This is a genomic window from Pseudomonas sp. CC6-YY-74 (genome assembly GCF_002025205.1).
Classification (GTDB): domain Bacteria; phylum Pseudomonadota; class Gammaproteobacteria; order Pseudomonadales; family Pseudomonadaceae; genus Aquipseudomonas; species Aquipseudomonas paeninsulae.
In genome coordinates this window covers 1,104,638-1,130,191 of sequence record NZ_CP019947.1, presented here as the reverse complement: position 1 = coordinate 1,130,191, position 25,554 = coordinate 1,104,638, and the positions used below count along the sequence as shown (strand labels likewise).

Below are 25,554 nucleotides of genomic sequence, written 5' to 3'. Positions count from 1 at the left end.
CATTCACCGTTTTTTATGGTCGCCCGCACTGCCCGCGGGCGCAGTGGGAGGCGCTTTAGCGGCGAACTGTTAGAACTCTCGTCGCGGCTAAAGCCCCTCCCACTGGATCAGGCCGCGCCCCCGGCATCGGCGGTCAGCCCCACCGACTCCACCGCACCAATCGCGCACTGCTCGTCGATGTCCGAAGTATCGCCGGTGATACCGATGGCGCCGATCACTGCGCCCTGCTCGTCACGGATCAATACACCACCCGGCGCTGGCACCAGTTTGCCGTCGGCCAGGTTATTCAGCGCACCGATAAAGGCCGGCCGCTGCAGCGCGTCTGCCGCGATGGCACGCGAACCCTTGCCCAGCGCCACCGCGCCCCAAGCCTTGCCGATGGCTATCTGCGGGCGCAGCAGGCTCGCGCCGTCCTCACGCTGCAGGCTGATCAGGTGGCCGCCGGCATCCAGCACGGCAACAGTCAACGGTGCCGCGGACAGCTCCCGGCCAAGCGCCAGGGCTTGGTTGCTGATGGTGGTCGCGGTGTGCAGGTTCATAGCGCTCATATCTAGAGCCCTCCTCGGAAAATGGATGGAAACAGGGCCTGCACGCACGACGTCATCGCCCGGAGCGAACAGGCGGGACAAGCCCAACGCGCAAATCGTACACAATCAATAATCTTTTTAGTACATATAAAAATATTATTTGTATACAATTTAGCCGTCATTCATCCTTCCCAATACCCCGGGCTGCTGTAGATCGTTTTCAGGTAGTCGATGAAAAAACGCACCTTGGCGGGCAAATAACGCTGCTGCGGATAGACCGCCTGAATGTCGTAGGCCGGCACGGCGAACTCGTCGAGCACCGTAACCAACTGCCCGCGCTTGAGTTCAGCCTGGATCTCCCAGGTCGAGCGCCAGCCGATGCCCAGGCCCTGTTTGACCCAGTCGTAGAGGAGTTCGCCGTCATTGCAATCGAGATTGCCGGAAACCTTGACCGCCACCTGTTTGCCATCACGCAGGAAGGTCCAGCCGCGCTGCTGGCCACCCTGCAGGTTGAACGCCAGGCAGTTGTGCTCGGCCAGGTCCTCGAGGGCCTGGGGTGCGGGATGGCGCTGAAAATAGCCCGGCGAACCGCAGACCACACGACGATTGGGGAACAGCTTGACCGCCACGTAGTTGGGGTCGGTCACCTCGCCGATGCGGATGCCCATGTCGTAGCCCTGACGCACCAGGTCGACCACGCTATCGGTCAGGTTGAACGACAGGTTCAGCTCCGGATAACGCGCCTGGAACGCCGGCGCATGCGGCGCGATATGCCGACGGCCGAACGCTGCAGGCGCCGACACCACCAGGTGCCCGCTCACCGAATGGCTGCCGTGGGTGATGCTGGCGTCGGCCTCGGCGAAATCGCGCAGCAAACCGCGGGCCCGCTCCAGGTATTGCTCGCCCAGATCGGTCAGCGACAGGCCACGGGTCGAGCGATGCATCAGCTTGACCCCCAGGTGCCGTTCGAGCATGTCGAGTCGCCGGCCCATCACCACCGGGGTCACCCCTTCAACCAGGGAGGCAGCGGCGAAGCTGCCCTGATCGGCCACCAGAACAAAACTGTGCAAAGCCGTATAACGGTCCATTCGATACTCCTGATACCGACAGAAATGCAAATTCCTGCAATTTACTCCATTACACCCTACCTTCATGCTCTAGGCATGTAGAAATAATATCGACTAAAGCCTGGAGGAATTTTTCATGGCGCGTATGAGAGCAATCGAAGCTGCAGTACTGGTGATGCGCCGCGAGGGCGTTGACACAGCGTTCGGGATTCCCGGCGCGGCGATCAACCCGCTGTACGCGGCCCTGCAAAAAATCGGCGGCATCGACCACGTCCTGGCGCGCCACGTCGAAGGCGCCTCGCACATGGCCGAGGGTTACACCCGCACCAATGCCGGCAACATCGGCGTGTGCATCGGCACCTCGGGCCCGGCCGGCACCGACATGGTCACCGGCCTGTACTCGGCTTCCGCCGATTCCATCCCGATCCTCTGCATCACCGGCCAGGCGCCGCGTGCACGCATGCACAAGGAAGACTTCCAGGCGGTCGACATCACCAGCATCGTCAAGCCGGTGACCAAGTGGGCGACCACCGTAATGGAGCCGGGTCAGGTGCCGCGCGCCTTCCAGAAAGCCTTCTTCGAAATGCGCAGCGGCCGTCCAGGCCCCGTGCTGATCGACCTGCCGTTCGACGTGCAGATGGCTGAAATCGAATTCGACATCGACGCTTACCAGCCACTGCCGCTGGCCAAGCCAGCCGCCAACCGGGTGCAGGCCGAGAAGGCCCTGGCCATGCTGAATGACGCCGAGCGTCCATTGCTGGTCGCCGGTGGCGGTATCTTCAACGCCGACGCGGCCGACAAGCTGGTCGAGTTCGCCGAACTGACCGGCGTGCCGGTTATCCCGACCCTGATGGGCTGGGGCGCGATTCCAGACGACCACAAGCTGATGGTCGGCATGGTGGGTTTGCAAACCTCGCACCGCTACGGCAACGCCACCTTGCTGGAATCCGATCTGGTATTCGGTATCGGTAACCGCTGGGCTAACCGTCACACCGGCAGCGTCGAGGTGTACACCGAAGGCCGTAAATTCATCCACGTTGATATCGAACCGACCCAAATCGGCCGCGTGTTCAACCCGGACCTGGGCATTGTTTCCGACGCCGGTGCAGCCCTGGATGCCTTTATCGCCGTAGCCAAGGAATGGAAAGCCGCGGGCAAGCTGAAAGATCGCAGCGCCTGGTTGGAATCCTGCCAGCAGCGCAAGCGCACCCTGCAGCGCAAGACTCACTTCGACAACGTACCGGTCAAGCCGCAGCGCGTGTACGAAGAGATGAACGAGTTCTTCGGCAAGGACACCTGCTACGTCAGCACCATCGGTCTGTCGCAGATCGCCGGCGCGCAGTTCCTCCACGTCTACAAGCCGCGCCACTGGATCAACTGTGGTCAGGCCGGTCCGCTCGGCTGGACCATTCCAGCGGCACTCGGTGTGGTCAAGGCCGACCCGACTCGCAACGTAGTGGCGCTGTCCGGCGACTATGACTTCCAGTTCATGATCGAAGAGCTGGCAGTCGGCGCGCAGTTCAATCTGCCGTACATCCACGTGGTGGTGAACAACTCCTACCTGGGTCTGATCCGCCAGGCGCAGCGCGGCTTCGAGATGGACTACTGCGTGCAGTTGGCCTTCGAGAACATCAACGCGCCGGAGATCAACGGTTACGGTGTCGACCACGTGGCCGTGGTGGAAGGCTTGGGCTGCAAGGCCATCCGCGTGTTCGAGCCGAACGACATCCAGGCGGCATTGGCCAAGGCCAAGGCGTTGATGGAAGAGTTCCGCGTGCCGGTGGTGGTGGAGATCATCCTCGAGCGGGTGACCAACATCTCCATGGGCGTCGAGATCAACGCGATCAACGAGTTCGAAGCGCTGGCCGAACGCGGCGCCGATGCGCCGAGCGCGATTTCGTTGTTGGATTGATGCAACCGTACGGTGGATGTCACGAAGCACATCCACCGTTTCAAGATGGAAAACACTATGCGTTTTCCACGGGGTGGCCATCCACCCTACGCACCGAACAAAGGAGCCAACCATGCCCCGTTTTGCTGCCAACCTGTCCATGCTGTTCACCGAAGTGGACTTCCTGGAGCGTTTCGACGCTGCCGCAGCCGCCGGCTTCAGCGGTGTCGAGTACCTGTTTCCCTATGATTTCCCAGCCGAGGCGATCAAGGCCCGTCTGGATGCCAATGGCCTGACCCAGGTGCTGTTCAACTTGCCGGCCGGCGACTGGGCCAAGGGCGAGCGTGGTATCGCCTGCCACCCGGATCGGGTCGAGGAATTCCGTGCCGGCGTCGACCAGGCCATCGCCTACGCCCAGGTGCTGGGCAACAGCCAGATCAACTGCCTGGCCGGCATTCGCCCGCAAAGTCATGACTGCGCGACCGTCGAGCAGTGCTTCGTCGACAACCTCAAGTTCGCCGCCGAAAAACTCCAGGCCGCCGGCATCAAGCTGGTCATGGAAGCCATCAACACCCGCGACATCCCCGGCTTCTACCTGAACAACACCAAGCAGGCGCTGGCTATTCGCGAGAAAGTCGGCAGCCGCAACCTGTACCTGCAATACGACATCTACCACATGCAAATCATGGAGGGCGATCTGGCCCGTACCGTGGAGGCGAACCTCGCCGCCATCAACCATGTGCAGTTGGCCGACAACCCGGGCCGCAACGAGCCGGGCACCGGTGAGATCAACTACCGCTTCCTCTTCGAGCACCTGGACCGCATCGGCTACCAGGGCTGGATTGGCTGTGAATACAAGCCAGCCACCACCACCGCTGCCGGCCTCGGCTGGATGAAAGCGCACAACGCGATTTAAGGAGCACTCTCATGGCTAAAATCGGATTTATCGGTACCGGCATCATGGGCAAGCCCATGGCTGAAAACCTGCAGAAAGCAGGTCACCAACTGTTCCTCTCGACTCACCACGAACCAGCACCTGCTGACTTGGTCGCGGCAGGCGCAATCGCGCTGGCCAACCCGAAAGAAGTCGCTCAGGAAGCCGAGTTCATCATCGTCATGGTGCCGGACACCCCACACGTTGAAGACGTGTTGTTCCGCAGTGCAGGCATCGCCGAAGGCGTCGGCCCGAACAAGGTCGTGATCGACATGAGTTCGATCTCGCCGAGCGCGACCAAAATCTTCGCAGACAAGATCAAAGCCACTGGCGCCGCCTACCTCGACGCACCGGTTTCCGGCGGTGAAGTCGGTGCTAAAGCGGCCACGCTGAGCATCATGATCGGCGGCTGTGAAAAAGCCTTCGAACGCGCCCTGCCACTGTTCCAGGCGATGGGTAAGAACATCACCCGCGTCGGCGGCAATGGCGACGGCCAGACCGCCAAGGTGGCCAACCAGATCATCGTCGCCTTGAACATCCAGGCGGTGGCCGAGGCCCTGCTGTTCGCCGCGAAAAACGGTGCCGACCCGGCCAAGGTGCGCGAAGCGCTGATGGGCGGTTTCGCCGGCTCGAAGATTCTCGAAGTGCACGGCGAGCGTATGATCAAGGGCACCTTCGATCCGGGCTTCCGCATCAGCCTGCATCAGAAGGACCTCAACCTGGCCCTGGCCGGCGCCCGCGAGCTGGGCCTCAACCTGCCCAACACCGCCAATGCCCAGCAGGTGTTCAGCACTTGCGCGGCGATCGGCGGCAGTAATTGGGATCACTCGGCGCTGATCAAGGGGTTGGAGCACATGGCCAACTTTTCGATCCGCAAGGAGTAAGCAACGCATCAGGCACTGATCGTTCCCACGCTCCGGCGTGGGAACGCCTCTGAGGACGCTCCTGCGTCTGCTGTGGTGACGCAGAGCGTCACGGGCTAAATGCCCACGCAGAGCATGGGCACAATCAGCAAGCAGTGCCTGTACCCCTTTCGATCTGCCCGGCAGGCGGTGTCACGGCCTGACTGCCGGGTGGGTCGATTCTAGTGCGCAGCGCCTGCCGGGCGGACGCTGCGCACTAGAATCACCGTTGATCCAGCGATCACAAGAGAACCCGCCATGCCTATCGATCCGCAAAGCCTGCTGCGCGAGCTGTTCGCCAGCGCCATCGACGCCGCCCACCCGCGCCAGGTTCTGGCCGATTACCTGCCGGCTGACCGCAGCGGCCGGGTCATCGTCATCGGTGCCGGCAAGGCCGCCGCGGCCATGGCCGAGGTGATCGAGCGCGAATGGCAGGGTGAAGTCTCCGGCCTGGTGGTGACCCGCTACAAGCACGGCGCCAACTGCAGCCGAATCGAGGTGGTGGAAGCCGCCCACCCGGTGCCGGACGACGCCGGCGAACGGGTCGCCCGCCGCGTGCTGGAACTGGTCAGCAACCTGACGGAAAGTGACCGGGTGATCTTCCTGCTCTCCGGCGGCGGTTCTTCCCTGCTCGCCCTGCCGGCCGCTGGCATCACCCTCAAGGACAAGCAGGCGATCAACAAGGCGCTGCTCAAGTCCGGCGCCTCGATCGGCGAGATGAACTGCGTGCGCAAACACCTCTCGGCGATCAAGGGCGGTCGCCTGGCCAAGGCCTGCTGGCCGGCCAGCGTGTACACCTATGCGATTTCCGACGTGCCGGGCGATGAGGCCACGGTGATCGCCTCCGGCCCGACCGTGGCCGACCCCACCACCTCGGCCCAGGCCCTGGCGATCCTCAGCCGCTACGCCATCGAGATCCCGGCCAGCGTGCGCGCCTGGCTGCAGAGTCCGGCATCGGAAACGGTCAAGCCGGGTGATCCGTGCCTCGCGCGCAGCCACTTCCAGCTGATCGCCGCGCCGCAGCAATCGCTCGACGCCGCTGCCGCCAGGGCCGAGGCCGCCGGTTTTGCCACGCTGATCCTCGGCGACCTGGAAGGCGAGTCGCGCGAGGTGGCCAAGGTGCATGCCGGCATCGCCAAGCAGGTGTTGCTGCACGGCCAGCCGATCCAGGCGCCCTGCGTGATCCTCTCCGGCGGCGAAACCACCGTGACGGTGCGTGGCAACGGCCGCGGTGGCCGCAACGCCGAGTTCCTCCTGAGCCTGACCGACAGCCTCAAGGGCCTGCCCGGAATCTACGCCCTGGCTGGCGACACCGACGGCATCGACGGCTCGGAAGACAACGCCGGCGCCATCATGACCCCCGCTAGCTACGCCCGCGCCGCGGCGCTGGGCTTGAGCAGCAGCGACGAGCTGGACAACAACAACGGCTATGGCTACTTCGCCGCCCTCGACGCGCTGATCGTCACCGGGCCGACCCGCACCAACGTCAACGATTTCCGCGCCATTCTGATTCTCGAGAGCAAGCAAAAATGACCCCGAATAAAAAAGTAAAGATTCTCGCCACGCTCGGCCCTGCGATCAAAACCATCGATGAGATTCGCCAGTTGGTGGAAGCCGGGGTCAACCTGTTCCGTCTCAACTTCAGCCACGGCGAACACGCCGACCACGCCCAACGCTACGACTGGGTGCGCGAGGTGGAACAGCAGCTGAACACCCCGATTGGCATCCTCATGGACCTGCAAGGACCGAAGCTGCGCGTCGGCCGCTTCAAAGAAGGCAAGGTCAACCTGCAACGCGGGCAGACCCTGCGCCTGGACCTGGACAGCACCCCGGGCGACGCCCAGCGGGTCAACCTGCCGCACCCGGAAATCATCGAGGCCCTGCAACCCGGCATGAGTCTGCTGCTCGACGATGGCCGCCTGCGCCTGCAAGTGACCAGCAAGCAAAGCGACGCGGTGATCACCGAAGTCATCGCCGGCGGCGAACTGTCCGACCGCAAGGGCGTCAATGTGCCGGAAGCAGTGCTGCAACTGAGCCCGCTGACCGACAAAGACCGCCGCGACCTGGCCTTCGGCCTGCAGTTAGGTGTGGACTGGGTAGCCCTCTCGTTCGTCCAGCGCCCGGAAGACATTATTGAGGCGCGCGAACTGATTGGCGACAAAGCCTTCCTGATGGCCAAGATCGAGAAACCCTCGGCCGTGATTCACCTGGAAGAAATCGCTCGTCTGTGCGATGCGATCATGGTCGCCCGCGGCGACCTGGGCGTGGAAGTACCGGCGGAAAACGTGCCGCGCATCCAGAAGGACATCATCCGCACCTGCCGCCAACTCGGTAAGCCGGTGGTGGTGGCCACGCAGATGCTCGAGTCCATGCGTTTCTCGCCGGCGCCGACCCGCGCCGAAGTTACCGACGTGGCCAATGCCGTGGCCGAAGGCGCCGATGCGCTGATGCTCTCGGCGGAAACCGCCTCGGGCGACTACCCGCTGGAAGCCGTGCAGATGATGAGCAAGATCATCCGTCAGGTGGAACACGGCCCGGACTTCCAGGCCCAACTCGACGTCGGCCGGCCGCAGGCCGAAGCCACCACCTCCGATGCGATCAGCTGCGCGATCCGCAGGATCAGTTCGATTCTGCCGGTGGCCGCACTGGTCAATTACACCGAATCCGGTGCCTCTAGCCTGCGCGCCTCGCGCGAACGCCCGACCGCGGCGATCCTTAGCCTGACGCCGAGCCTGAATACCGCACGGCGCCTGACGGTGGCCTGGGGCATCTATTCGGTGGTCAACGAACGCCTGCACAAGGTCGAGGAAGTCACCAGCACCGCCCTGGAAATCGCCCAGGCGCAAGGCATGGCCCAGCGCGGCGACACCCTGGTAATCACCGCCGGCGAACCCTTCGGCCAACCCGGCAGCACCAACAGCCTGAGGATCGAAACCCTGCATTGAGCCATCGCCGTATAACACCCGGCGGGAGCATGGCTTTGCGTAGGGTGGGTTAGCGGCGCGCAACAGCGCCTCCCGAGTCGGCGACGACAGCGGCGCGCCGCGTAACCCACCGGCAGACGGATCGTCTTGGTGAGTTACGGCGCCGCGCCATCGCCGTCAACACTCGGCAATGTGCCGCGCGCCTACCCCCCTACGTCACAACGACATACATCCCACGCTGGCCTGGCCAGCGATTCCAGGCGCCCTGATCGGCGCCGCTTTTTATTCAGGCCGACCGAGCATGCATCAGCTGTCTCTGCCACCCCACGCGCGACGGGGCTTGCGTGCGCTGCTCCATGGCTTCAGTCAGATTTTCCTGCTCAGCCACGCCGGCTGCGGCCTGCTGGTGGTGCTGACGATCCTGCTCGGCGCGCCGCACCTGCTCGGCGGCGCCTTGCTCGGCGGCGGCTGCAGCATGCTCACGGCGCAGCGCCGCGGTTACCCGCAGGCCGACATCGCCGCCGGGTTATACGGCTACAACGGCATCCTCCTGGGGATGTTGATCAGCGCGCAGTTCAGCTGGTCGCTGCTGCTGCCGCTGCTGATCATCCTCGGCGCAGGCCTGTCCAGCCTGGTTCTCGCACCCTGGATGCGCTGCATGCGCGAACGTCAGTGGCTGCCGGCCTTCACCTTGCCCTTCGTCGTCCTGAGCTGGCTGCTGTTGTGGCTGGCGCAGCCACTGCAGCTGCAACTGCAACTGCACAGCGACCCTGTCACGGCGGCGCATAGTCTGGATTGGCTCGCCAGCCTGCTGGCACTGCTGCGCGGCCTGGGCCAGGTGATCTTCCTCGACCAGCCGCTAGCCGGGCTGTGCCTGTGGCTCGGTCTGCTGCTGGCCGACCGCCGCGCCGCCCTCTGGGCCTTGCTCGGCTCCGCCGCGGGCTTGAGCCTGGCGCTGTATCAGGGCTGGGAGCAGCACAGCGCCCTCGCCGGCCTCTATGGTTACAACGCGGCGCTGGCGGCCATCGCCTTGAGCCAGGTGCATCGCCAGCCGTGGGCGCCGTTGCTGGGAATCGGTCTCGCCCTGCTCCTGCAGCCAGGCTTCGCCGCCCTCGGCCTGCCGCCACTGACCATGCCGTTCATCCTCGCCTGCTGGCTGATCCAGGCCAGCCGGCAAGTGCTGCGCCCGGCCACCGGCGACTGCACACCAGCGCGCCCTGACTGAGAGGCGGTGAAAAACTCCCGTCTGCTGCGGTCGCCTGCAAACGCCCGCTGCGGTATCGCACTAGGTAAAAAGCAGGGTCATTTTGCTCACTAACCCCCCAAGTTTTTCACGCAGCGCGCCTGGCCGCGCACGCCTGCAGTTGCTCGCACGACGGCACTCGCTATTTTTACAACCGCTGAGAGCTTGCTTTGCAGCGGTAGAACTCCCTAGGCTGCGTGCATAGTCGTTGCCAGCCGAGTCGCAAGGGAAAACACAATCCACCATGAGTAGCTCAGACAACTGGCGCCAGCGCCTATACATCATCATCTTCCACACCGACACCCCGGCCGGGCAGCGTTTCGACAATTGGCTGCTGCTGACCATCCTGGCCAGCCTGATCGTGGTGATGCTCGACAGCGTGAGTAGCGTTCACGATCGATATGGCGCCTGGCTGAAGATCTTGGAATGGAGCTTTACCGCCTTGTTCGCCATCGAGTACGTGGTGCGCCTGTACTGCTCGCCCAAGCCACTGCGCTATGCCTTCAGCTTTTTCGGGTTAATCGACCTGCTGGCGATTCTGCCGGCGATCCTCGCCCTGCTGTTCGCCGACGCCCAGTACCTGCTGATCATCCGGGTGATCCGCATGCTGCGGGTGTTCCGCGTACTCAAGCTGAGTCCCTACCTGCGCCAGGCCAACTTCCTGCTCACCGCGCTACGCGGCAGCCGGCAGAAGATCATCGTGTTCTTCGCCACCATCGCCACCCTGGTAACCGTGTTCGGCACCCTGATGTACGTGGTCGAAGGACCGGCAAATGGCTTCACCAGCATCCCCAAAGGCATCTACTGGGCGGTGGCCACTCTGACCACCGTGGGCTTCGGCGACATAGTCCCGCATACGTCGCTGGGCCAGGCGCTGGCAACCCTGATCATGATCATCGGTTACTCAATCATCGCCGTACCCACCGGCATATTCACTGCCGAACTGGCCAACGCCATGCGCGGCGGCGACCAGCGCCAGCAAGACTGCCCGAGCTGTGCGAAGGATTTTCACGAGCAGGGCGCGGCGTTCTGCAGCCGCTGCGGCAATCCGTTGTTTCCACGTCAAACCGATCAAGACTGAGGCGCGATAGCGCCGTCACAAACGCGATAGAACCCCCTGCGCGGCGCTAGGGGGCTATGGCCCAGGCAGAAAAAACCCGCAGTTGCATGCGGGTTTTCTTTTCAGGACGAAGGCCTCAGCAGCGCTCGACCGGCGCCGAGGTGAGTTCGAAGGGACTGTTGCTGCGCCGCAGGTTGCGGTCTTCACGCGGGGTGGCACCGAAGAAGTTGCGGTAGGCACTGGAGAAATGTGGGCCGGAGGAGAAGCCGCAGGACAGGCCGATCTGGATGATCGACTTGCTGGTCTGCATCAGTAACTGACGCGCCTTGTTCAGGCGCAGTTCCAGGTAGTACTGGCTGGGCACCCGGTTCAGGTACTGCTTGAAAATGCGTTCCAGCTGGCGGCGCGAGACGCAGACATGCTGGGCGATTTCGTCGGTGGTCAGCGGTTCTTCGATGTTCGCCTCCATCAGCAGCACCGCCTGGGTCAGCTTGGGATGGCTGGAACCCAAACGGTTCTGCAGCGGAATGCGCTGACGCTCGCTGCCCTCGCGAATCCGCTCGACCACCAGCTCTTCCGACACCGCACCGGCCAGCTCGGCGCCGTGATCACGCGCCAGCAAAGCCAGCAGCAGATCGAGCACCGCCAGACCGCCGCAGGCGCTGAGGCGGTCACGGTCCCAGTCGAACAGGTGGCTGGTGGCGATGACTTTAGGGAAACGTTCGCTGAAATCGTCCTGCCAGCGCCAGTGCACCGAGGCGCGGTAACCATCGAGCAGGCCCAGTTGCGCCAGTGGATAGACCCCGGCGGATATCCCGCCGATCACGCAACCGCCACGCACCAGTTGCTTGAGCGCGCTGGACAAGACCAGGGGCATGGGCCCGGGCGGCTCGTCGGCGAGCAGGAAGAGCTTGTGCAAACCGTCCAGCTTGCCCACCCAGGGTTCTCCCGGGAGACGCCAGGCACCTTCGGCCGGGGGTTCGGCCTGAATGAACGTCAGTTCGTAGACCACGTCCGGGTGGACACGCTGGGCAACGCGCAAGGCCTCCTCGGCCAAAGCCAAGGTCAGGGGTTTGCAGTTGGGCCAAAGCAGGAAACCGATTCGATGGGCAGTCATGGGGGGCAGTTTAGGCTCTGTTGGCGGACAAGGGCATGCCGCTCACTTAAGGCTACCAGAGAGGAACTGCTGAAGGCGTTCCGATTGTGGATTGACCAACACTTCGCGCGGATCGCCACGCTCCTCGACCACACCCTTATGCAGGAATACCAACTGGTTGGACACCTCGCGAGCGAAGCCCATTTCGTGAGTCACCACCACCATGGTGCGGCCTTCCTGAGCCAGATCCTGCATGACCTTGAGTACCTCGCCGACCAGTTCGGGGTCGAGCGCCGAGGTCGGCTCGTCGAACAGCATCACTTCCGGCTCCATGGCCAGGGCACGGGCAATCGCCACGCGCTGCTGCTCGCCGCCGGACATGTGCGCCGGGTAGGCATCCTTGCGATGGGCCACGCCGACCTTGTTCAGGTAGTGTTCGGCCTTTTCCAGGGCTTCCTTCTTGCTCATGCCGAGCACATGCACCGGCGCTTCCATGACGTTTTCCAGGGCGCTCATGTGTGACCACAGGTTGAAGTGCTGGAACACCATGGCCAGCCGCGAGCGCATGCGCTGCAACTGCTTGGGATCGGCGGCCTTGAGCGCACCTTCCTTGTTGGCCACCAGCTTCAGCTCTTCGCCGTTGAGCAGGATCTTGCCGCCATGGGGTTGTTCGAGCAGGTTGATGCAGCGCAGGAAAGTACTCTTGCCCGAGCCGCTGGAGCCGATGATGCTGATCACGTCACCGGCCTTGGCCGCCAGGGACACACCCTTGAGCACTTCGTGGCTACCATAGCGCTTGTGCAGATCCTGAACTTCGAGTTTGTACATGGTTTCCACTCTCTTGAGTCAGTCGCTGAGCAAGCGACCCTGGCGAATAGGGGTACGACCGGCGACCTTGGCCAACCACAAACCGGGCTGGGCAAAGCGCATCCGTTCACGAACGTAAAGCACACCATCGGTCGAGGCGCAGACAGTGCTGTGGCGATCGCTCAGCGGATCGATCACCTCGAACAGCGGATCACCGGCCTTGACCCGCGCACCTACCGGCTGCAGAAAACTCACCACCCCGGCATGCGGCGCACAGGCATATTCGGCACCCTCGAAAGGCGTGGCCTCGCAGCAGTCCACGGGCGCTGGCGGCCAATCGCCGGCGATCAGGCCCTGCTCGGCGAGAAACGCCAGAATACTCTCGGCACTGGCTGCGGCCTGCTCCTTGCCGGTATCGGCCATGCCACCCAACTCGACCGTGGCCGCCAGGCAAGCCAGCGGAATGGTCGCCGCGGGGAACTGCCGGGCCAGGCGCAACCAGGGCAGCGAGCAGGATTCGTCGAAGGAACTGCCGCCGCCATCCTCGGTCACCAGCACCGCCCCGGCCTGCAGGCGGGCGGCCAGCGGGCGCAATTGCGCCCATTGCTGCGGCAGCGTGTACAGATGCACCACCGCCTCGAAGTCGCAGTGCAGATCCAGCACCACATCGGCATCGCAAGCGTGCTTGAGCAACAAGCGCTGCAAGGCCTGCAACTCGGAAGTTGGCGCAGGCAGGACATCCAGGGCGGCCTGCATCGCCGCACGGATCAAGCGCACATTGGCCGGGCCATCGTCACCCAGGAAGCCGTCGAGTGCCGGGGCAATGACCTCGGCCAAGGCGAAGAAGTCACGGTTGAAATTCTTGCCGCTGGCGAACTCGAAACGCCCCTGCTGGGTCGCCTGAAACACCTGACCCAGGCCGATCGGATTGGCCACCGGCACCAGCTCGATGACTCCGGTCAAACGGCCCTGGGCTTCGAGTTCACGCAGGCGCCGCTTGAGTTCCACGGCGACTCGCATGCCCGGCATCTCATCGGCATGCAGCGCGGCCTGGATATAGGCCTTGCACGGGCCGCTGCCAAAGCGCAACACGCTTAAACGCCGTTCCGTGCCGGGGCAGTTCCAGGGCAACACATGATCGATCCGTTGCATGTTCAGCTCCTCAGGCCTTGCGTGGCGCCAGATAGGCCAGCCAGCGCCGCTCGGCATATTTGAACAGGCGCACCAGAACGAAGGTCAGGCACAGATAGAACAGCCCGGCGGTGATGAACGCCTCGAACGGCAGGTAATGCTGCGAACTGACGGTGCGCGCCGCACCAGTGATGTCGACCAGGGTGACGATCGACGCCAGGCTGGTGGTGTGCAACATCATGATCACTTCGTTGCTGTACTGCGGCAGTGCCCGGCGCAGTGCCGACGGCAGGAGAATCCGCCGGTACAGCTTGCCCCGCGACATGCCCATGGCCTTGGCCGCCTCGATTTCGCCAGGCGGGGTCGACTTCAGACTGCCGGCGAGAATCTCCGCGCTGTAGGCGCTGGTGTTAATGCCAAACGCCAGGCAGGCACAGAAGGTCGCACTGGAAAAATACGGCCAGAGGAAACTCTCCCGCACCGCCTCGAACTGGGCCAGACCGTAGTAGATCAGAAACAACTGCACCAGCATCGGCGTGCCGCGGATCACATAGGTATAGAGCCAGGCCGGAAAGTTCAGCAGCGCTGACTTGGACACTCGCATCAACCCCAGCGGAATCGCCAGCGCCAAGCCGAACGCCAGGGAAATCAGGAGCAGCTGCAGGGTCACCAGGACGCCACCGAAGTACAGCGGCAGGTTTTCCCAGATCACGTTGTAGTCGAAGATCATGCGTTCGCTCCCATGCTCACAGATCGGCGGCTTTGGTGCCGACCGAGTAGCGCTTTTCCACATAGCGCAGCACCAGCAGGGACACGCTGGTCAGCACCAGATAGAGGGCGCCGACCGCCAGGTAAAAGGTGAACGGCTCACGCGTGGCATCGGCCGCGCTTTTCGCCTTGAACATCATGTCCTGCAACCCCACCACCGAAATCAACGCGGTGGCCTTGGTCAGCACCAGCCAGTTGTTGGTGAAGCCCGGAATGGCGAAACGGATCATCTGCGGCACCAGGATGCGGAAGAACACCTTGATCCCGCTCATGCCATAGGCGGCACCCGCCTCGCTCTGGCCTTTGGGAATCGCCATGAAGGCGCCGCGAAAGGTCTCCGACAGGTAGGCACCGAAGATGAAGCCCATGGTGAATACACCGGCGACAAACGGATTAATATCGATGTATTCGTTGAAACCCAGTAGCGGTGCCACCCGATTCACCAGATCCTGGCCGCCATAGAAAATCAGCAGGATCAGCACCAGGTCGGGAATGCCACGAATCACGGTGGCGTAGGTTTCACCCAGAATCGCCAACCACCTGATCGGCGACAGACGGCACGCCGCACCGAGCAAGCCGAGGAAGATGGCAACCGTAATGGATGACAGAGCCAACAGCAGGGTGAGCCAGGCGCCTTCGAGAATGGTCGAGCCGTAGCCGTCAAGCATGCTCTAGTACCTCATACAGGCGCCGGGCGGCGCCGAGGAGCACAACGGAAAAGTGGCACAAGCACGCTATCGCCTGTTTGCGCCACTCTCACTGATAAGCGACTTGATTGCGGGAATCAGTCGCCGTAGACGTCAAAGTCGAAATACTTGTCCTGCACTTCCTTGTACTTGCCATTGGCACGGATACTGGCAATGGCTGCCGTGAATTTGTCGGCCAGGGCCGTGTCGCCTTTACGCACGGCAATGCCCTGCCCTTCACCGAAGTACTTCACGTCGGTAAAGTCAGGCCCAGCGAAGGCGAAGCCCTTGCCGGCGTCGGTCTTGAGGAAGCCGTCGTCGATGTTCACCGAGTCAGCGAGGGTGGCGTCAAGGCGACCGGTCTGCAAGTCGAGGAAGATCTCGTTCTGCGAGCTGTAGCGCACGATCTCGGCACCAGCCGAGGCGAACACGTCGGAGGCATAGCGGTCATAGACCGAAGAACGCTGCACACCAATCTTCTTACCCTTCAGGTCAACCTGCGGATCATTGATCTCGCTGCCAGCCTTCATCGCCAACTTGGCTGGAGTGGCGTAATACTTGCCAGTGAAGTCGACCGACTTCTTGCGGTCCTCGGTGATTGACATGGACGACAGCACGGCGTCGAACTTGCGGACTTTCAGCGCCGGGATCAGGCCGTCGAACTCCTGCTCGATCCACTTGCACTCGACGTTCATCTCTTCGCACAGGGCGTTGCCGATGTCGTAGTCGAAACCGGTGATATTGCCATCGGGAGTCTTGTAGGCGAACGGTGGGTATGCCGCTTCGATACCGATGCGCAGGGGTTTGGCGTCTTCAGCCATGGCCAGCGGCGACAGCACGGATAGCGCCAGTGCGCCGAGAAGTGCAATCTTCTTCATCTTGTGACTCCTTCGAATGGGAATGGATGCGGCTGGCAGTATCTCTGTGAGCGCATATGCACCCAGCCCTGGATAAATGGTAGCGAACTCGCCATGTTTGTTGGGTAACTCGCAGCGACAAGCAGGTCCGGCTGGGTGAGCGGCATTCTAGCGACAGGTCGAAAGTCGATATTTCTTCAATGCGACAAGTAATTACAAAAGACCCGGACGGGCACTGCGGACGTATTGACAGTCTCCGCAAAACATGGGGAGACAGATAGAAAGGGCAACCGATATAGAAAGCAATTATCGCGCCTGTTTTAGCAAAACCCATTGTTTACGGTCCTTACAGCGCCTATTTATTCTTTAGCATCTGGATGTTCCCGCATCGAACCCGCACGATATGTTTCCATGCCGCCCACATAAGTGCGCGGTGTTACCGGCGTGCGGCCTCCGCGCACCTCGGTAGCGCGCAAGCTTAGCGCCGATGGATCAGCCGGAAACGTTAAAGGGCGCGCTTGCGCAGCAGTGCCGCCACGGCAGCAGAGGGGGCTGACAGAAAGCAAAACGCCCCGCTTCGGCTTGTGGCCGAGGCGGGGCGCAGATTGCCGGTGCCGGTTAGGCGACCTGCATGTCGCGATGAGTATCGATGAGGTGTTGCACCACGCCAGGATCGGCCAGCGTGGAGATATCGCCGAGTGCATCGTATTCGCCGGTCGCGATCTTGCGCAGGATGCGGCGCATGATCTTGCCCGAGCGAGTCTTCGGCAAACCGGGAGCCCACTGGATCACATCCGGCGAGGCGATCGGACCGATCTCCTTGCGCACCCAGTTCTTCAATTCCTGACGCAGCTGCTCGGAAGGCTCCTGGCCACCGTTAAGGGTGACGTAGACGTAGATGCCCTGCCCCTTGATGTCGTGCGGCACACCGACCACTGCGGCTTCAGCCACTTTCGGGTGAGCAACCACGGCGCTTTCAATTTCGGCGGTACCCATGCGGTGACCGGAGACATTGAGCACGTCATCCACCCGACCGGTAATCCAGTAGTAACCGTCTTCGTCACGGCGAGCACCGTCGCCGGTGAAATACATGCCCTTGAAGGTTTTGAAGTAGGTATCGACGAAACGGTCGTGGTCGCCGTACAGGGTACGCGCCTGACCCGGCCAGGAGTCGATGATCACCAGGTTGCCCTCGGCGACACCCTCCAACAGGTTACCCATATTATCCACCAGGCCCGGTTGCACGCCGAAGAACGGCCGCGCCGCCGAGCCGGGCTTGAGGTCATGAGCCCCCGGCAACGGGGTCATCAAGGTGGCACCGGTTTCGGTCTGCCACCAGGTGTCGACGATCGGGCAGCGACTCTGGCCGACGGTCTCGTAGTACCAATGCCAGGCCTCCGGGTTGATCGGCTCGCCCACCGAACCGAGCAGGCGCAGGCTGGAACCGTCGAAGCCCTCCACCGCCGCCTGACCCTGCGCCATCATGGCGCGGATCGCGGTCGGTGCGGTGTAGAGGATATTGACCTGGTGCTTGTCGATGATCTTGGCGACGCGGCTAATGTCCGGGTAGTTCGGCACACCCTCGAACAGCACGATAGTGGCGGCGTTGGCCAGCGGCCCGTAGACGTTGTAGCTGTGACCGGTAACCCAGCCGATGTCGGCAGTGCACCAGAACACCTCACCCGGCTTGTAGTCGAACACCCGCTCATGGGTCATCGCGGCATACAACAGGTAACCCCCGGTGGTGTGCAGCACGCCCTTGGGCTTGCCGGTGGAACCGGAGGTATAGAGGATGAACAGCGCCTCCTCGGCGCCCATTTCCTTAGGTGCACAGACACTGCCGGCGACCTGCATCAGGTCTTCGTACCAGATGTCGCGGTGCTGGTTCCACTTGATCTCGCCACCGGTGCGCCGGCAGACGATAACCTTCTGCACGCTGGCGGTTTCCGGATTGGTCAAGGCGTCGTCGACATTCTCCTTCAGCGGAATGCTCTTGCCGCCGCGCAGGCCTTCGTCGGCGGTGATCACCACCTTGGACTTGCAGTCGATGATCCGCCCAGCCAGCGCCTCGGGAGAGAAGCCGCCGAACACCACCGAGTGGATGGCGCCAATACGTGCACAAGCAAGCATGGCCACCACCGCTTCCGGGATCATCGGCATGTAGATGGTCACCACGTCGCCACGGTGCACGTCCTGGCCGCGCAGGGCGTTGGCCAGCTTGCACACCTGTTCATGCAACTCGCGGTAAGTGATGTGCTTGTGCTCGGAAGGATCATCACCCTCCCAGATGATTGCCACCCGATCGCCATGCTCTTCCAGGTGACGGTCCAGGCAGTTGTAGGAAACGTTGAGAGTGCCGTCGGCAAACCACTTGATATCGACGTGATGGTCATCGAAGGAGGTCTGCTTGACCTTGGTGAACGGCTTGATCCAGTCCAGCCGCTGGGCCTGCTCACGCCAGAAGCCGTCGGGATTGATCACCGACTGCTGATACATGGCTTTGTAGGTGGCTTCGTCGGTAAACGACTGAGCCGCCACCTCTGGGCGTACGGGATAGAGGGACGCAGCACTCATTGGATAGACCTCGGTGAGTAGTTGTTTTTCTATGGGGCATTTTGTCACCAGATACCCCTACTAGGGCCATTCGACCATGGTATTACCGCTCTACAACCATGGTCTTGCTCCACTGACAGCCCGCAAAGGCGCTGCAAGCATGTCTCAGCGGCGGTGAAAATATTAGCCATCAGCAGCGGGATCCTGGAGGCGGTCGTAGGCGAGCGTTTTCCACAACCTCTCAAGTAAAGCAGTTGCATGACCAGCCGCCAGGCGCCGCTGCAACTGCAACCGGGTCACTGAGCGGCCGTCAAAACGCTCGACGGGGGTAGATTGCATACGAAAAAAAGGCGACCCAGAGGCCGCCTACCCAAACACTCCGCAAGCGGAATGGAGAACCACTTACATCCAGATCACGCAGGATTCGGACAGCTACAGTCTCCCCCAGCCACTTGCATGCAGGCTATTGCGCCAAGGTCTTGCAAGACTCGGCCCCAGCCTCAACGCGCCCGGCCTCGCCCACAGCCCGCACCACGACCAGCGCCACGCCAGCGGCCAGCAGCAACAGCGCGGCGAAGCCCGCCATGATATGTAGATAAGGCATGCCGTGGTTCCACGGCCGCGCCACCCCGAGGAAGGCAGCGAACAGCCAGCCACTCATCGACAGCGCCCCCAACAGACCGAGGCGTAAGCGGGCCGGACCGGGCAAGGCGACGAAGGGAGCCTGGTGCAACAGGGGAAACCCGTTGCGGTGCAATAGCAGGCCGTTGAGACTCAACAGCACCACCACCGTGCCCTTGGCCCAGAGTTTCTGATTGAGCAGATAGGCCATGCCTTCAGAGAAATAACCCTGCGCCACCAGCGCCAGCCCGGTTAGCCACAGGGCCAGCAGCGCCAGACCAACCACCTGTTGAACCTCGGCCAACTGGGCGCGCTGGCTCGCATCCAACCAATCCCGGCGCCAGCGCCAGAGCTTGTGGTCGGCCGTCAACAGGGTACCGAGGGCGACGCAGGTGGCGAGTAGATGACTGTAGATGAGCAGCGTTTTGAGCATGATTTACCTTCTTGTTGTTCGGCCAGGCACTCCCTGCGGCAGAATATTGAAGGCGAATGATGCAAGTTATCATTTGTATCCGCAAGAACCATTATGCAACGTCCTACTCCTTGCCCAACCCGTGCTGACGCAGCTTGTTGGCGATGGTGGTGTGCGACACGCCGAGGCGCTTGCCCAGTTGCCGGCTGCTCGGATGCTCATGATACAGCCGCTCCAACACGGCCTTCTCGAAGCGCCCAAGGATGTCATCCAGGCCGCCTTCCAGCGAGAACGCGCCCAACGGCTGCGGTGCGCCGTAGTCCGGCAGGCGGATATGTTCGAGCTTGATCGTACCGCCCTCGCACAGCGACACCGCCTGGAACAGTACGTTTTCCAACTGGCGCACATTGCCTGGCCAATGATAGTGGCCGAGCTTGTCCAGCACCTGCGGGGCCAGCTTGGGCAACGGGCAACCGATCTGCCGGCTGGCCGAATCGAGGAAGTGATCGACCAGCGGCGCCAGCCCGTCCAGGCACTCACGCAAGGGCGGAATATGCAGGCTGAGCACGTTGAGCCGATGGTAGAGGTCCTGGCGGAATTCGCCCTTGGCGCACAGCTCGGACAGGTCGACCTGGGTGGCGCAGACCACCCGCACGTCCAGGTACACCTCCTCGTCGCTGCCGACCCGGCGGAAGCAGCCGTCCTGCAAGAAGCGCAGCAGCTTGGCCTGCAGACGCGGGCTCATCTCGCCGACGCCATCGAGGAACAGCGTGCCGCCGGCAGTCAATTCCAGCAGACCAAGCTTACCCTCCGGGCGGGCGCCCTCGAAGGCACCGGGGCCATAGCCGAACAGCTCGGTCTCGGCCATGGATTCCGGCAGGCCGGCGCAATTGAGCGCCATAAAGGGCGACTGCCCGCGCGGGCTGGCCAGGTGGCAGGCGCGCGCCAGCAGTTCCTTGCCGGTGCCGGTCTCGCCCTCGATCAACAGCGGCGCATCCAGCGGCGCCATGCGCCGCGCCTCGCGCACCACCGCAGTCATGATCCTGGAACTCTGGAAGATGCTGTCGAAGCCGCGCAGTTCCTGCTTGCGCACATGGTAGATGCGCTCGCCGACCCGATCGGCGCGGTGCAGGGTGAGCACCGCACCGGCCAGGGCATCGCTCTCGTCGTGTTCGGTTTGCAAGGGCGCGATGTCGGCGAGGAACACATCGCCCTTGACCTTGACCCGCAGGCCATTGATCCGCGACTTGTTGGCCCGCACCAACTCCGGCAAATCGAAATCTTCGGCGTAACGCGACAGCGGAATCCCCGGCACTTCATCCACGCGCACGCCAAGCAACTGCGCGGCGGCGCGGTTGGCCGCCACTATCGAACCGCCCATGTCGATCGACAGCACCGGAAACTCCAGGGCGCCGAGCAAGGCGTTCAACTCCAGATGACGGCGCTCGCTGGGCATCAGGCCGACGCGCTTGACCCCGAACACCCCGGGAATCGCCTCCAGCTTCGGCCGCAGGGCCTGGAATTGCAGGTTGATCAGGTTCGGGCAGAGCATATAGATGGCGTTGCCCTGCTCACCGCCGACCTCGCCACGGGCGACGTTGATGCCGTACTCAACCAGCAGGTTGAGGATGTCGCGCAGAATACCGATCCGGTTTTGACAGTGAATCTTGATACGCATGGCAGGCCCTGAGCACATTTTCTGATAGCAGAGCGTCGGAAATCGACTAACTCGCCTTATTATTCGTCAAGAATATGTGACAGATTAGTCCAGCAGCAACACGATAATTGGCTGCGCCGCCAGCAACGTAACCTTTTCTTTACGAAATTCCCGCCTTAGCCCTTCCCCGCCGCCGCATTCACTGCTGCGCAACCTCACAACCTGGGGTATCCATTGTCCAATATAACAACGACAGATCCAGCAGGAGGCAGTGATGAAGAGCACGCAGTATGTGGCTCGGCAACCGGATGAAAGCGGTTTTATCCACTACGGCGAAGCCGAGCATCAGGTGTGGAACACCCTGATCACCCGGCAACTCAAGGTGATCGAAGGGCGCGCTTGCCAGGAGTATCTGGACGGCATCGAGCAACTCGGCCTGCCCCATGAGCGTATCCCACAGCTCGATGAAGTGAATCGGGTGTTGCAAGCCGCCACCGGCTGGCGCGTCGCCCGGGTGCCGGCGCTGATTCCGTTCCAGACCTTCTTCGAACTGTTGGCCAGCCAGCAATTCCCGGTCGCCACCTTTATCCGCAGCCCCAAGGAACTGGACTACCTGCAGGAGCCTGACATCTTTCACGAGATCTTCGGCCACTGCCCGTTGCTGACCAACCCCTGGTTCGCCGAGTTCACCCACACCTACGGCAAGCTCGGCCTCAAGGCCACAAAAGAACAGCGCGTCTACCTCGCTCGCTTGTACTGGCTGACCATCGAGTTCGGCCTGGTCGACACCAGCCAGGGTCGCCGGATCTATGGCGGCGGCATCCTCTCCTCGCCGAAAGAAGCCGTCTACAGCCTGTCCGGGGAAGCCGAGCACCTGCCATTCGATCCGATCGAGGCCATGCGCACGCCTTACCGCATCGACATCCTGCAACCGCTGTACTACGTCTTGCCGGAACTCAAGCATCTGTTCGAACTGGCTCATCAGGACATCATGGGCATGGTCCAGCAGGCCATGCAAATGGGCCTGAACGCGCCGAAATTTCCGCCGAAAGCGGCGTAGGCTGGAGACGCCGCTTGCGACTTATTCACCATTACCCCAAGGGGCGGAAAACGCTTCACGGTTTTCCACCCTACGCTTTGCCCACCCTTTGCCCTGGAGAATCCCCTATGAGCCTTGCCCAAGCCCAATGCGAAGCCTGCCGCGCCGACGCCCCGAAAGTCTCGGACGAGGAGCTGGCCGAGCTGATCCGCGAGATCCCCGACTGGAACATCGAAGTCCGTGACGACCACATGGAGCTGGAGCGGGTGTTTCTGTTCAAGAACTTCCGCCATGCCCTGGCCTTCACCAACGCGGTCGGCGTCATCGCCGAGGAAGTCGGCCACCACCCGGCCCTGCTCACCGAGTGGGGCAAAGTCAGCGTGACCTGGTGGAGCCACGAAATGCGCGGCCTGCACCGCAACGACTTCATCATGGCCGCGCGCACCGATGTCCTCGCCGGCAACGCCGAGGGCCGCAAGTGAGCCATTTCGCCCAGATTGCCCGGGTGCCTGGCGACCCGATTCTCGGCCTGATGGAGGCGTATCGTGGCGACCGCAACCCGGCCAAGCTCGACCTCGGCGTCGGCGTGTACAAGGACGCCCAGGGCCTGACGCCGATTCCGCGCGCGGTAAAGCTGGCCGAGCAGCGCCTGGTCGACAGCGAAACCAGCAAGAGCTATATCGGTGGCCACGGCGATGCCTTGTTTTGCAGCCACCTGACCAGGCTGGTGCTCGGCGCCGACAGCCGCCTGCTGGAACAACAGCGCGCGGCGGCCAGCCAGACACCCGGCGGCACCGGTGCCCTGCGCCTGGCTGCGGACTTTGTCCGCCACTGCCTGCCGGGCCGCGGCATCTGGCTGAGCGATCCGACCTGGCCGATCCATGAAACCATCTTTGCCGAGGCCGGGCTGCGCGTCGGCCACTATCCTTATGTCGGCGCCGACAACCGGCTCAACGTCGAGGCGATGATCGCCGCGCTCAGCCACTTGCCCCAAGGCGATGTGGTGCTGCTGCACGCCTGTTGCCATAACCCGACCGGCTTCGACCTCGGCCAGGATGACTGGCGCCGCGTGCTGGAGGTGGTCAAGGCGCGCGAGCTGCTGCCGTTGATCGACTTCGCCTACCAGGGCTTCGGCGACGGCCTGGAGCAGGACGCTTGGGCCGTGCGCCTGTTCGCGGCCGAGTTGCCTGAGCTGCTGATCACCAGTTCCTGCTCGAAGAACTTCGGCCTCTACCGCGAGCGCACCGGCGCCCTGCTGGTTTGCAGCGCCGATGCGGAAAAACTGTTGGATGTGCGCAGCCAACTGGCCTCCATCGCCCGCAACCTGTGGTCGACGCCACCGGCCCACGGCGCGGCCGTGGTCGCCACCATCCTCGCTGATGTCGAGCTCAAGGCCCTGTGGAGCAACGAGTTGGAAAGCATGCGCCAACGGGTGGTCAGCCTGCGACATGGTCTGATCGAGGCCTTGCAGCCCTATGGCCTGGCCGAGCGCTTCGCCCATATTGCCGTGCAACGCGGGATGTTCTCCTACACCGGCTTGTCGCCCCAGCAGGTGCAGCGCCTGCGTGCGGAGTACAGCGTGTATCTGGTCGGCAGCGGCAGGGCCAACGTCGCCGGCTTGGATAGCCAACGCCTGGATGCCTTGGCCCAGGCAATCGCCCGAGTGTGCTCAAGCTAATTGCTCAATGCCGCCAGCCGGCATGATGACGCAGCGGTTACCCAGCGGTAGCCGCTTCGCTGCGAGGATCGTTACGCTCCAGAGCAATTCCGCTGTCTTGCTACCCAGGTCGGCGGAGGCTTCACACGAGCTGAGCTGGGGCCACGGAACTCGTGATTATAGTTGTATAGTTTGACCAACCTCCTTGGTCAGCACGAGACAACCAGTGGTCCACCCAGCCAACCTGTTCTTTCGCACCTACCACCGCGTCACTCACAGCCTGGCGTTCTTCCCCACGCTGATAGCCGTGGGTTTCTTACTGGTGTGCATATTTAACATGGCCATTGAATACCAGCCCTGGCTGATGGCGCTCAAACAGCGGTTCGACTTCGGCCTGGTGCGTAACCCCGACAATGCCCGGTTGATTCTCGGCACCCTGGTCGGCGGCATCCTGACATTGATGGTGTTCAGCTTTTCGATGGTCATGGTGGTGCTCAATAATGCCTCTGCATCCCTATCGCCACGGGTAATCCCAGGCCTGATCAGCAGCAAGAGTCACCAGAAGACCCTGGGCTTTTACCTCGGCACCATCCTCTACGCCCTGCTGTTGATCACCACCATCGAGCAGACCGAGCAATATCAGGCCCCCAGCCTTGGCGTGCTGATTACGCTGGGGCTGGCTATCGCCTGTCTGGGTCTGTTCGTGCACTTCATCCGTTCCATCTCGCAATCGATCCAAGTCGAATACATCCTCAACAACCTTTACGCCACCACTCTTGAGAAGCTCACCAGCCGCGTGGACAAACTGCTCGACGCCAGCGAGCTGCCTGCCTGGCCGGCAGACCAAGGGTGGGTGGTGGTCAATGCGCAACGCAGCGGTTATTTCAAGACGTTCAATATCCACACCCTCAACCGGCTGCTGGTAGACAATGACCTGCGCATGACCGTGCTGATCCATCGCGGCTTTTTCGTCATGCCCGGCCACCCGCTGCTCAAACTCGAGCGAAAAGTTGACGACGAACTGTGCCAGCAACTGCTCGATTGCTTCGACTTCTTCGTCGAGCAATACGCCAGCACGCATTACGTATTTGGTTGCCAGCAAATTTCCGAAATTGCGGTGAAAGCCCTGAGCCCCGGCATCAACGATCCATGCACCGCCATTACCGCTATCGACATGCTCAGCGTGCTGTTCTGCAAGCGCTTGCAGTTGCCCGACCTGGACTGCGCGCCGCTGGCGGACGAAGCCCCCCGTGTATTTTTCTTCGAACTATCGCTGGACCAACTGCTCCAGCAGATTTTCGGCCCGATACGCACCTATGGCAGCAGCGACCCACAGGTACTGACCAACCTGCTAGAGGCGTTCAAGAACCTGATGTTCCAAAACCCTCGCGCCCAGCACCAAGCCGAGCTGATCACGCACGCACGCAGTGTCGTGGAAACAGCCGACCGGCATATTGCCATTCGACGCGACCGCCAGGAGCTGAATGACATGATCGAACGCTTCAACAAGGTCGCCGGGCTCTCACCGCCAGCGCTAGCGCCGCTGCAGCTCGAGCAACGCTGAGCAGAACCCGCACCGGGATGGTGCGGGTTCTGCCAATAGAAAAGCCAGCAACCGCCTGTCAGACTATTTTATATATATAAATCAACAGATTAGAAGCATGCCTTAAAAACCATGGCGCGCTTCCTGCTTGCTATCAAAGCCATAGTCCCCTAGGGTAG

At 62.3% G+C, this 25,554-nt stretch carries 22 protein-coding genes; 11 read left to right on the top strand and 11 right to left on the bottom strand.

What is annotated here, in order from left to right:
• Nucleotides 1-107 precede the first annotated feature (107 nt).
• Complete coding sequence (locus B2D37_RS05295; protein WP_079201733.1) at nt 108-548, bottom strand: heme-binding protein; 441 nt, start codon at nt 546-548, stop codon at nt 108-110.
• A 161-nt stretch (nt 549-709) separates the two neighbouring features.
• Nucleotides 710-1,615, bottom strand: a complete 906-nt coding sequence (locus B2D37_RS05290) for a LysR family transcriptional regulator (protein ID WP_079201732.1) — start codon at nt 1,613-1,615, stop codon at nt 710-712.
• A gap of 115 nt (nt 1,616-1,730) precedes the next feature.
• Between B2D37_RS05290 and gcl the strand changes: the two genes are divergently transcribed.
• The 7 genes from gcl to B2D37_RS05255 all read left to right on the top strand — a co-directional run bounded on the left by gcl (nt 1,731) and on the right by B2D37_RS05255 (nt 10,569).
• Nucleotides 1,731-3,506 (top strand): glyoxylate carboligase, encoded by a 1,776-nt coding sequence (gene gcl / locus B2D37_RS05285; RefSeq protein WP_079201731.1) that lies wholly within the window; start codon nt 1,731-1,733, stop codon nt 3,504-3,506.
• Nucleotides 3,507-3,618: 112 nt separating this feature from the next.
• The gene (gene hyi / locus B2D37_RS05280) at nt 3,619-4,401 is read left to right on the top strand and encodes a hydroxypyruvate isomerase (RefSeq protein WP_079201730.1); all 783 of its coding nucleotides are present in this window, start codon (nt 3,619-3,621) and stop codon (nt 4,399-4,401) included.
• Between the two features lie 11 nt (nt 4,402-4,412).
• A complete protein-coding gene (locus B2D37_RS05275; protein ID WP_079201729.1) occupies nt 4,413-5,303 on the top strand; it encodes a 2-hydroxy-3-oxopropionate reductase in 891 nt (296 codons plus the stop codon).
• Nucleotides 5,304-5,579: 276 nt separating this feature from the next.
• Nucleotides 5,580-6,854 (top strand): glycerate kinase, encoded by a 1,275-nt coding sequence (locus B2D37_RS05270; protein ID WP_079201728.1) that lies wholly within the window; start codon nt 5,580-5,582, stop codon nt 6,852-6,854.
• On the top strand, nt 6,851-8,266 hold the full coding sequence (gene pyk / locus B2D37_RS05265; RefSeq protein ID WP_079201727.1) for a pyruvate kinase: 1,416 nt from the start codon (nt 6,851-6,853) through the stop codon (nt 8,264-8,266). The genes B2D37_RS05270 and pyk overlap by 4 nt, the downstream gene beginning before the upstream one ends.
• A gap of 280 nt (nt 8,267-8,546) precedes the next feature.
• Nucleotides 8,547-9,470 carry an urea transporter gene (locus B2D37_RS05260; protein ID WP_079201726.1) on the top strand — a complete coding sequence of 308 codons (924 nt, stop codon included), beginning with the start codon at nt 8,547-8,549 and terminating at the stop codon, nt 9,468-9,470.
• A gap of 262 nt (nt 9,471-9,732) precedes the next feature.
• A complete protein-coding gene (locus tag B2D37_RS05255; RefSeq protein WP_079201725.1) occupies nt 9,733-10,569 on the top strand; it encodes an ion transporter in 837 nt (278 codons plus the stop codon).
• A 115-nt stretch (nt 10,570-10,684) separates the two neighbouring features.
• Here the strand turns inward: B2D37_RS05255 and B2D37_RS05250 are convergent, their stop codons facing one another.
• From B2D37_RS05250 to B2D37_RS05210, 9 genes are all read right to left on the bottom strand, one after another.
• Nucleotides 10,685-11,665: a GlxA family transcriptional regulator gene (locus tag B2D37_RS05250; RefSeq protein ID WP_079201724.1), complete on the bottom strand. Its 981-nt coding sequence runs from the start codon at nt 11,663-11,665 to the stop codon at nt 10,685-10,687.
• 42 nt (nt 11,666-11,707) lie between these two features.
• On the bottom strand, nt 11,708-12,472 hold the full coding sequence (locus tag B2D37_RS05245) for an ABC transporter ATP-binding protein (protein ID WP_079201723.1): 765 nt from the start codon (nt 12,470-12,472) through the stop codon (nt 11,708-11,710).
• 18 nt (nt 12,473-12,490) lie between these two features.
• The gene (locus tag B2D37_RS05240; protein ID WP_079201722.1) at nt 12,491-13,603 is read right to left on the bottom strand and encodes a succinylglutamate desuccinylase/aspartoacylase family protein; all 1,113 of its coding nucleotides are present in this window, start codon (nt 13,601-13,603) and stop codon (nt 12,491-12,493) included.
• 10 nt (nt 13,604-13,613) lie between these two features.
• The gene (locus tag B2D37_RS05235) at nt 13,614-14,312 is read right to left on the bottom strand and encodes an ABC transporter permease (protein ID WP_079201721.1); all 699 of its coding nucleotides are present in this window, start codon (nt 14,310-14,312) and stop codon (nt 13,614-13,616) included.
• A gap of 16 nt (nt 14,313-14,328) precedes the next feature.
• Nucleotides 14,329-15,018: an ABC transporter permease gene (locus B2D37_RS05230; protein WP_079201720.1), complete on the bottom strand. Its 690-nt coding sequence runs from the start codon at nt 15,016-15,018 to the stop codon at nt 14,329-14,331.
• A gap of 116 nt (nt 15,019-15,134) precedes the next feature.
• Entirely contained in the window at nt 15,135-15,914 is a 780-nt protein-coding gene (locus B2D37_RS05225; protein WP_079201719.1) for an ABC transporter substrate-binding protein, read from the bottom strand.
• Between the two features lie 597 nt (nt 15,915-16,511).
• Complete coding sequence (gene acs / locus B2D37_RS05220; protein WP_079201718.1) at nt 16,512-18,467, bottom strand: acetate--CoA ligase; 1,956 nt, start codon at nt 18,465-18,467, stop codon at nt 16,512-16,514.
• A 442-nt stretch (nt 18,468-18,909) separates the two neighbouring features.
• Nucleotides 18,910-19,500: a DUF2214 family protein gene (locus tag B2D37_RS05215; protein WP_079201717.1), complete on the bottom strand. Its 591-nt coding sequence runs from the start codon at nt 19,498-19,500 to the stop codon at nt 18,910-18,912.
• 103 nt (nt 19,501-19,603) lie between these two features.
• Nucleotides 19,604-21,157 (bottom strand): sigma-54-dependent transcriptional regulator, encoded by a 1,554-nt coding sequence (locus B2D37_RS05210; RefSeq protein WP_079201716.1) that lies wholly within the window; start codon nt 21,155-21,157, stop codon nt 19,604-19,606.
• Nucleotides 21,158-21,410: 253 nt separating this feature from the next.
• Here B2D37_RS05210 and phhA point away from each other — a divergent pair, with 253 nt between their 5' ends.
• The 4 genes from phhA (at nt 21,411) to B2D37_RS05190 (ending at nt 25,396) form a co-directional block, all read left to right on the top strand.
• A complete protein-coding gene (gene phhA / locus B2D37_RS05205) occupies nt 21,411-22,196 on the top strand; it encodes a phenylalanine 4-monooxygenase (protein WP_079201715.1) in 786 nt (261 codons plus the stop codon).
• Between the two features lie 107 nt (nt 22,197-22,303).
• Nucleotides 22,304-22,657 (top strand): 4a-hydroxytetrahydrobiopterin dehydratase, encoded by a 354-nt coding sequence (locus B2D37_RS05200; RefSeq protein WP_079201714.1) that lies wholly within the window; start codon nt 22,304-22,306, stop codon nt 22,655-22,657.
• Complete coding sequence (locus B2D37_RS05195; protein WP_079201713.1) at nt 22,654-23,853, top strand: amino acid aminotransferase; 1,200 nt, start codon at nt 22,654-22,656, stop codon at nt 23,851-23,853. Before B2D37_RS05200 ends, B2D37_RS05195 begins: the two co-directional genes overlap by 4 nt.
• A 205-nt stretch (nt 23,854-24,058) precedes the next feature.
• Nucleotides 24,059-25,396, top strand: a complete 1,338-nt coding sequence (locus B2D37_RS05190) for a DUF2254 domain-containing protein (protein ID WP_079201712.1) — start codon at nt 24,059-24,061, stop codon at nt 25,394-25,396.
• Nucleotides 25,397-25,554: the final 158 nt, after the last annotated feature.

What these genes read in the sequence shown, in the direction of transcription:
- B2D37_RS05295 (WP_079201733.1), bottom strand. Translation starts at nt 548, where the DNA reads ATGAGCGCTATGAACCTGCACACCGCGACCACCATCAGCAACCAAGCC.
- B2D37_RS05290 (WP_079201732.1), bottom strand. Translation starts at nt 1,615, where the DNA reads ATGGACCGTTATACGGCTTTGCACAGTTTTGTTCTGGTGGCCGATCAG.
- gcl (WP_079201731.1), top strand. Translation starts at nt 1,731, where the DNA reads ATGGCGCGTATGAGAGCAATCGAAGCTGCAGTACTGGTGATGCGCCGC.
- hyi (WP_079201730.1), top strand. Translation starts at nt 3,619, where the DNA reads ATGCCCCGTTTTGCTGCCAACCTGTCCATGCTGTTCACCGAAGTGGAC.
- B2D37_RS05275 (WP_079201729.1), top strand. Translation starts at nt 4,413, where the DNA reads ATGGCTAAAATCGGATTTATCGGTACCGGCATCATGGGCAAGCCCATG.
- B2D37_RS05270 (WP_079201728.1), top strand. Translation starts at nt 5,580, where the DNA reads ATGCCTATCGATCCGCAAAGCCTGCTGCGCGAGCTGTTCGCCAGCGCC.
- pyk (WP_079201727.1), top strand. Translation starts at nt 6,851, where the DNA reads ATGACCCCGAATAAAAAAGTAAAGATTCTCGCCACGCTCGGCCCTGCG.
- B2D37_RS05260 (WP_079201726.1), top strand. Translation starts at nt 8,547, where the DNA reads ATGCATCAGCTGTCTCTGCCACCCCACGCGCGACGGGGCTTGCGTGCG.
- B2D37_RS05255 (WP_079201725.1), top strand. Translation starts at nt 9,733, where the DNA reads ATGAGTAGCTCAGACAACTGGCGCCAGCGCCTATACATCATCATCTTC.
- B2D37_RS05250 (WP_079201724.1), bottom strand. Translation starts at nt 11,665, where the DNA reads ATGACTGCCCATCGAATCGGTTTCCTGCTTTGGCCCAACTGCAAACCC.
- B2D37_RS05245 (WP_079201723.1), bottom strand. Translation starts at nt 12,472, where the DNA reads ATGTACAAACTCGAAGTTCAGGATCTGCACAAGCGCTATGGTAGCCAC.
- B2D37_RS05240 (WP_079201722.1), bottom strand. Translation starts at nt 13,603, where the DNA reads ATGCAACGGATCGATCATGTGTTGCCCTGGAACTGCCCCGGCACGGAA.
- B2D37_RS05235 (WP_079201721.1), bottom strand. Translation starts at nt 14,312, where the DNA reads ATGATCTTCGACTACAACGTGATCTGGGAAAACCTGCCGCTGTACTTC.
- B2D37_RS05230 (WP_079201720.1), bottom strand. Translation starts at nt 15,018, where the DNA reads ATGCTTGACGGCTACGGCTCGACCATTCTCGAAGGCGCCTGGCTCACC.
- B2D37_RS05225 (WP_079201719.1), bottom strand. Translation starts at nt 15,914, where the DNA reads ATGAAGAAGATTGCACTTCTCGGCGCACTGGCGCTATCCGTGCTGTCG.
- acs (WP_079201718.1), bottom strand. Translation starts at nt 18,467, where the DNA reads ATGAGTGCTGCGTCCCTCTATCCCGTACGCCCAGAGGTGGCGGCTCAG.
- B2D37_RS05215 (WP_079201717.1), bottom strand. Translation starts at nt 19,500, where the DNA reads ATGCTCAAAACGCTGCTCATCTACAGTCATCTACTCGCCACCTGCGTC.
- B2D37_RS05210 (WP_079201716.1), bottom strand. Translation starts at nt 21,157, where the DNA reads ATGCGTATCAAGATTCACTGTCAAAACCGGATCGGTATTCTGCGCGAC.
- phhA (WP_079201715.1), top strand. Translation starts at nt 21,411, where the DNA reads ATGAAGAGCACGCAGTATGTGGCTCGGCAACCGGATGAAAGCGGTTTT.
- B2D37_RS05200 (WP_079201714.1), top strand. Translation starts at nt 22,304, where the DNA reads ATGAGCCTTGCCCAAGCCCAATGCGAAGCCTGCCGCGCCGACGCCCCG.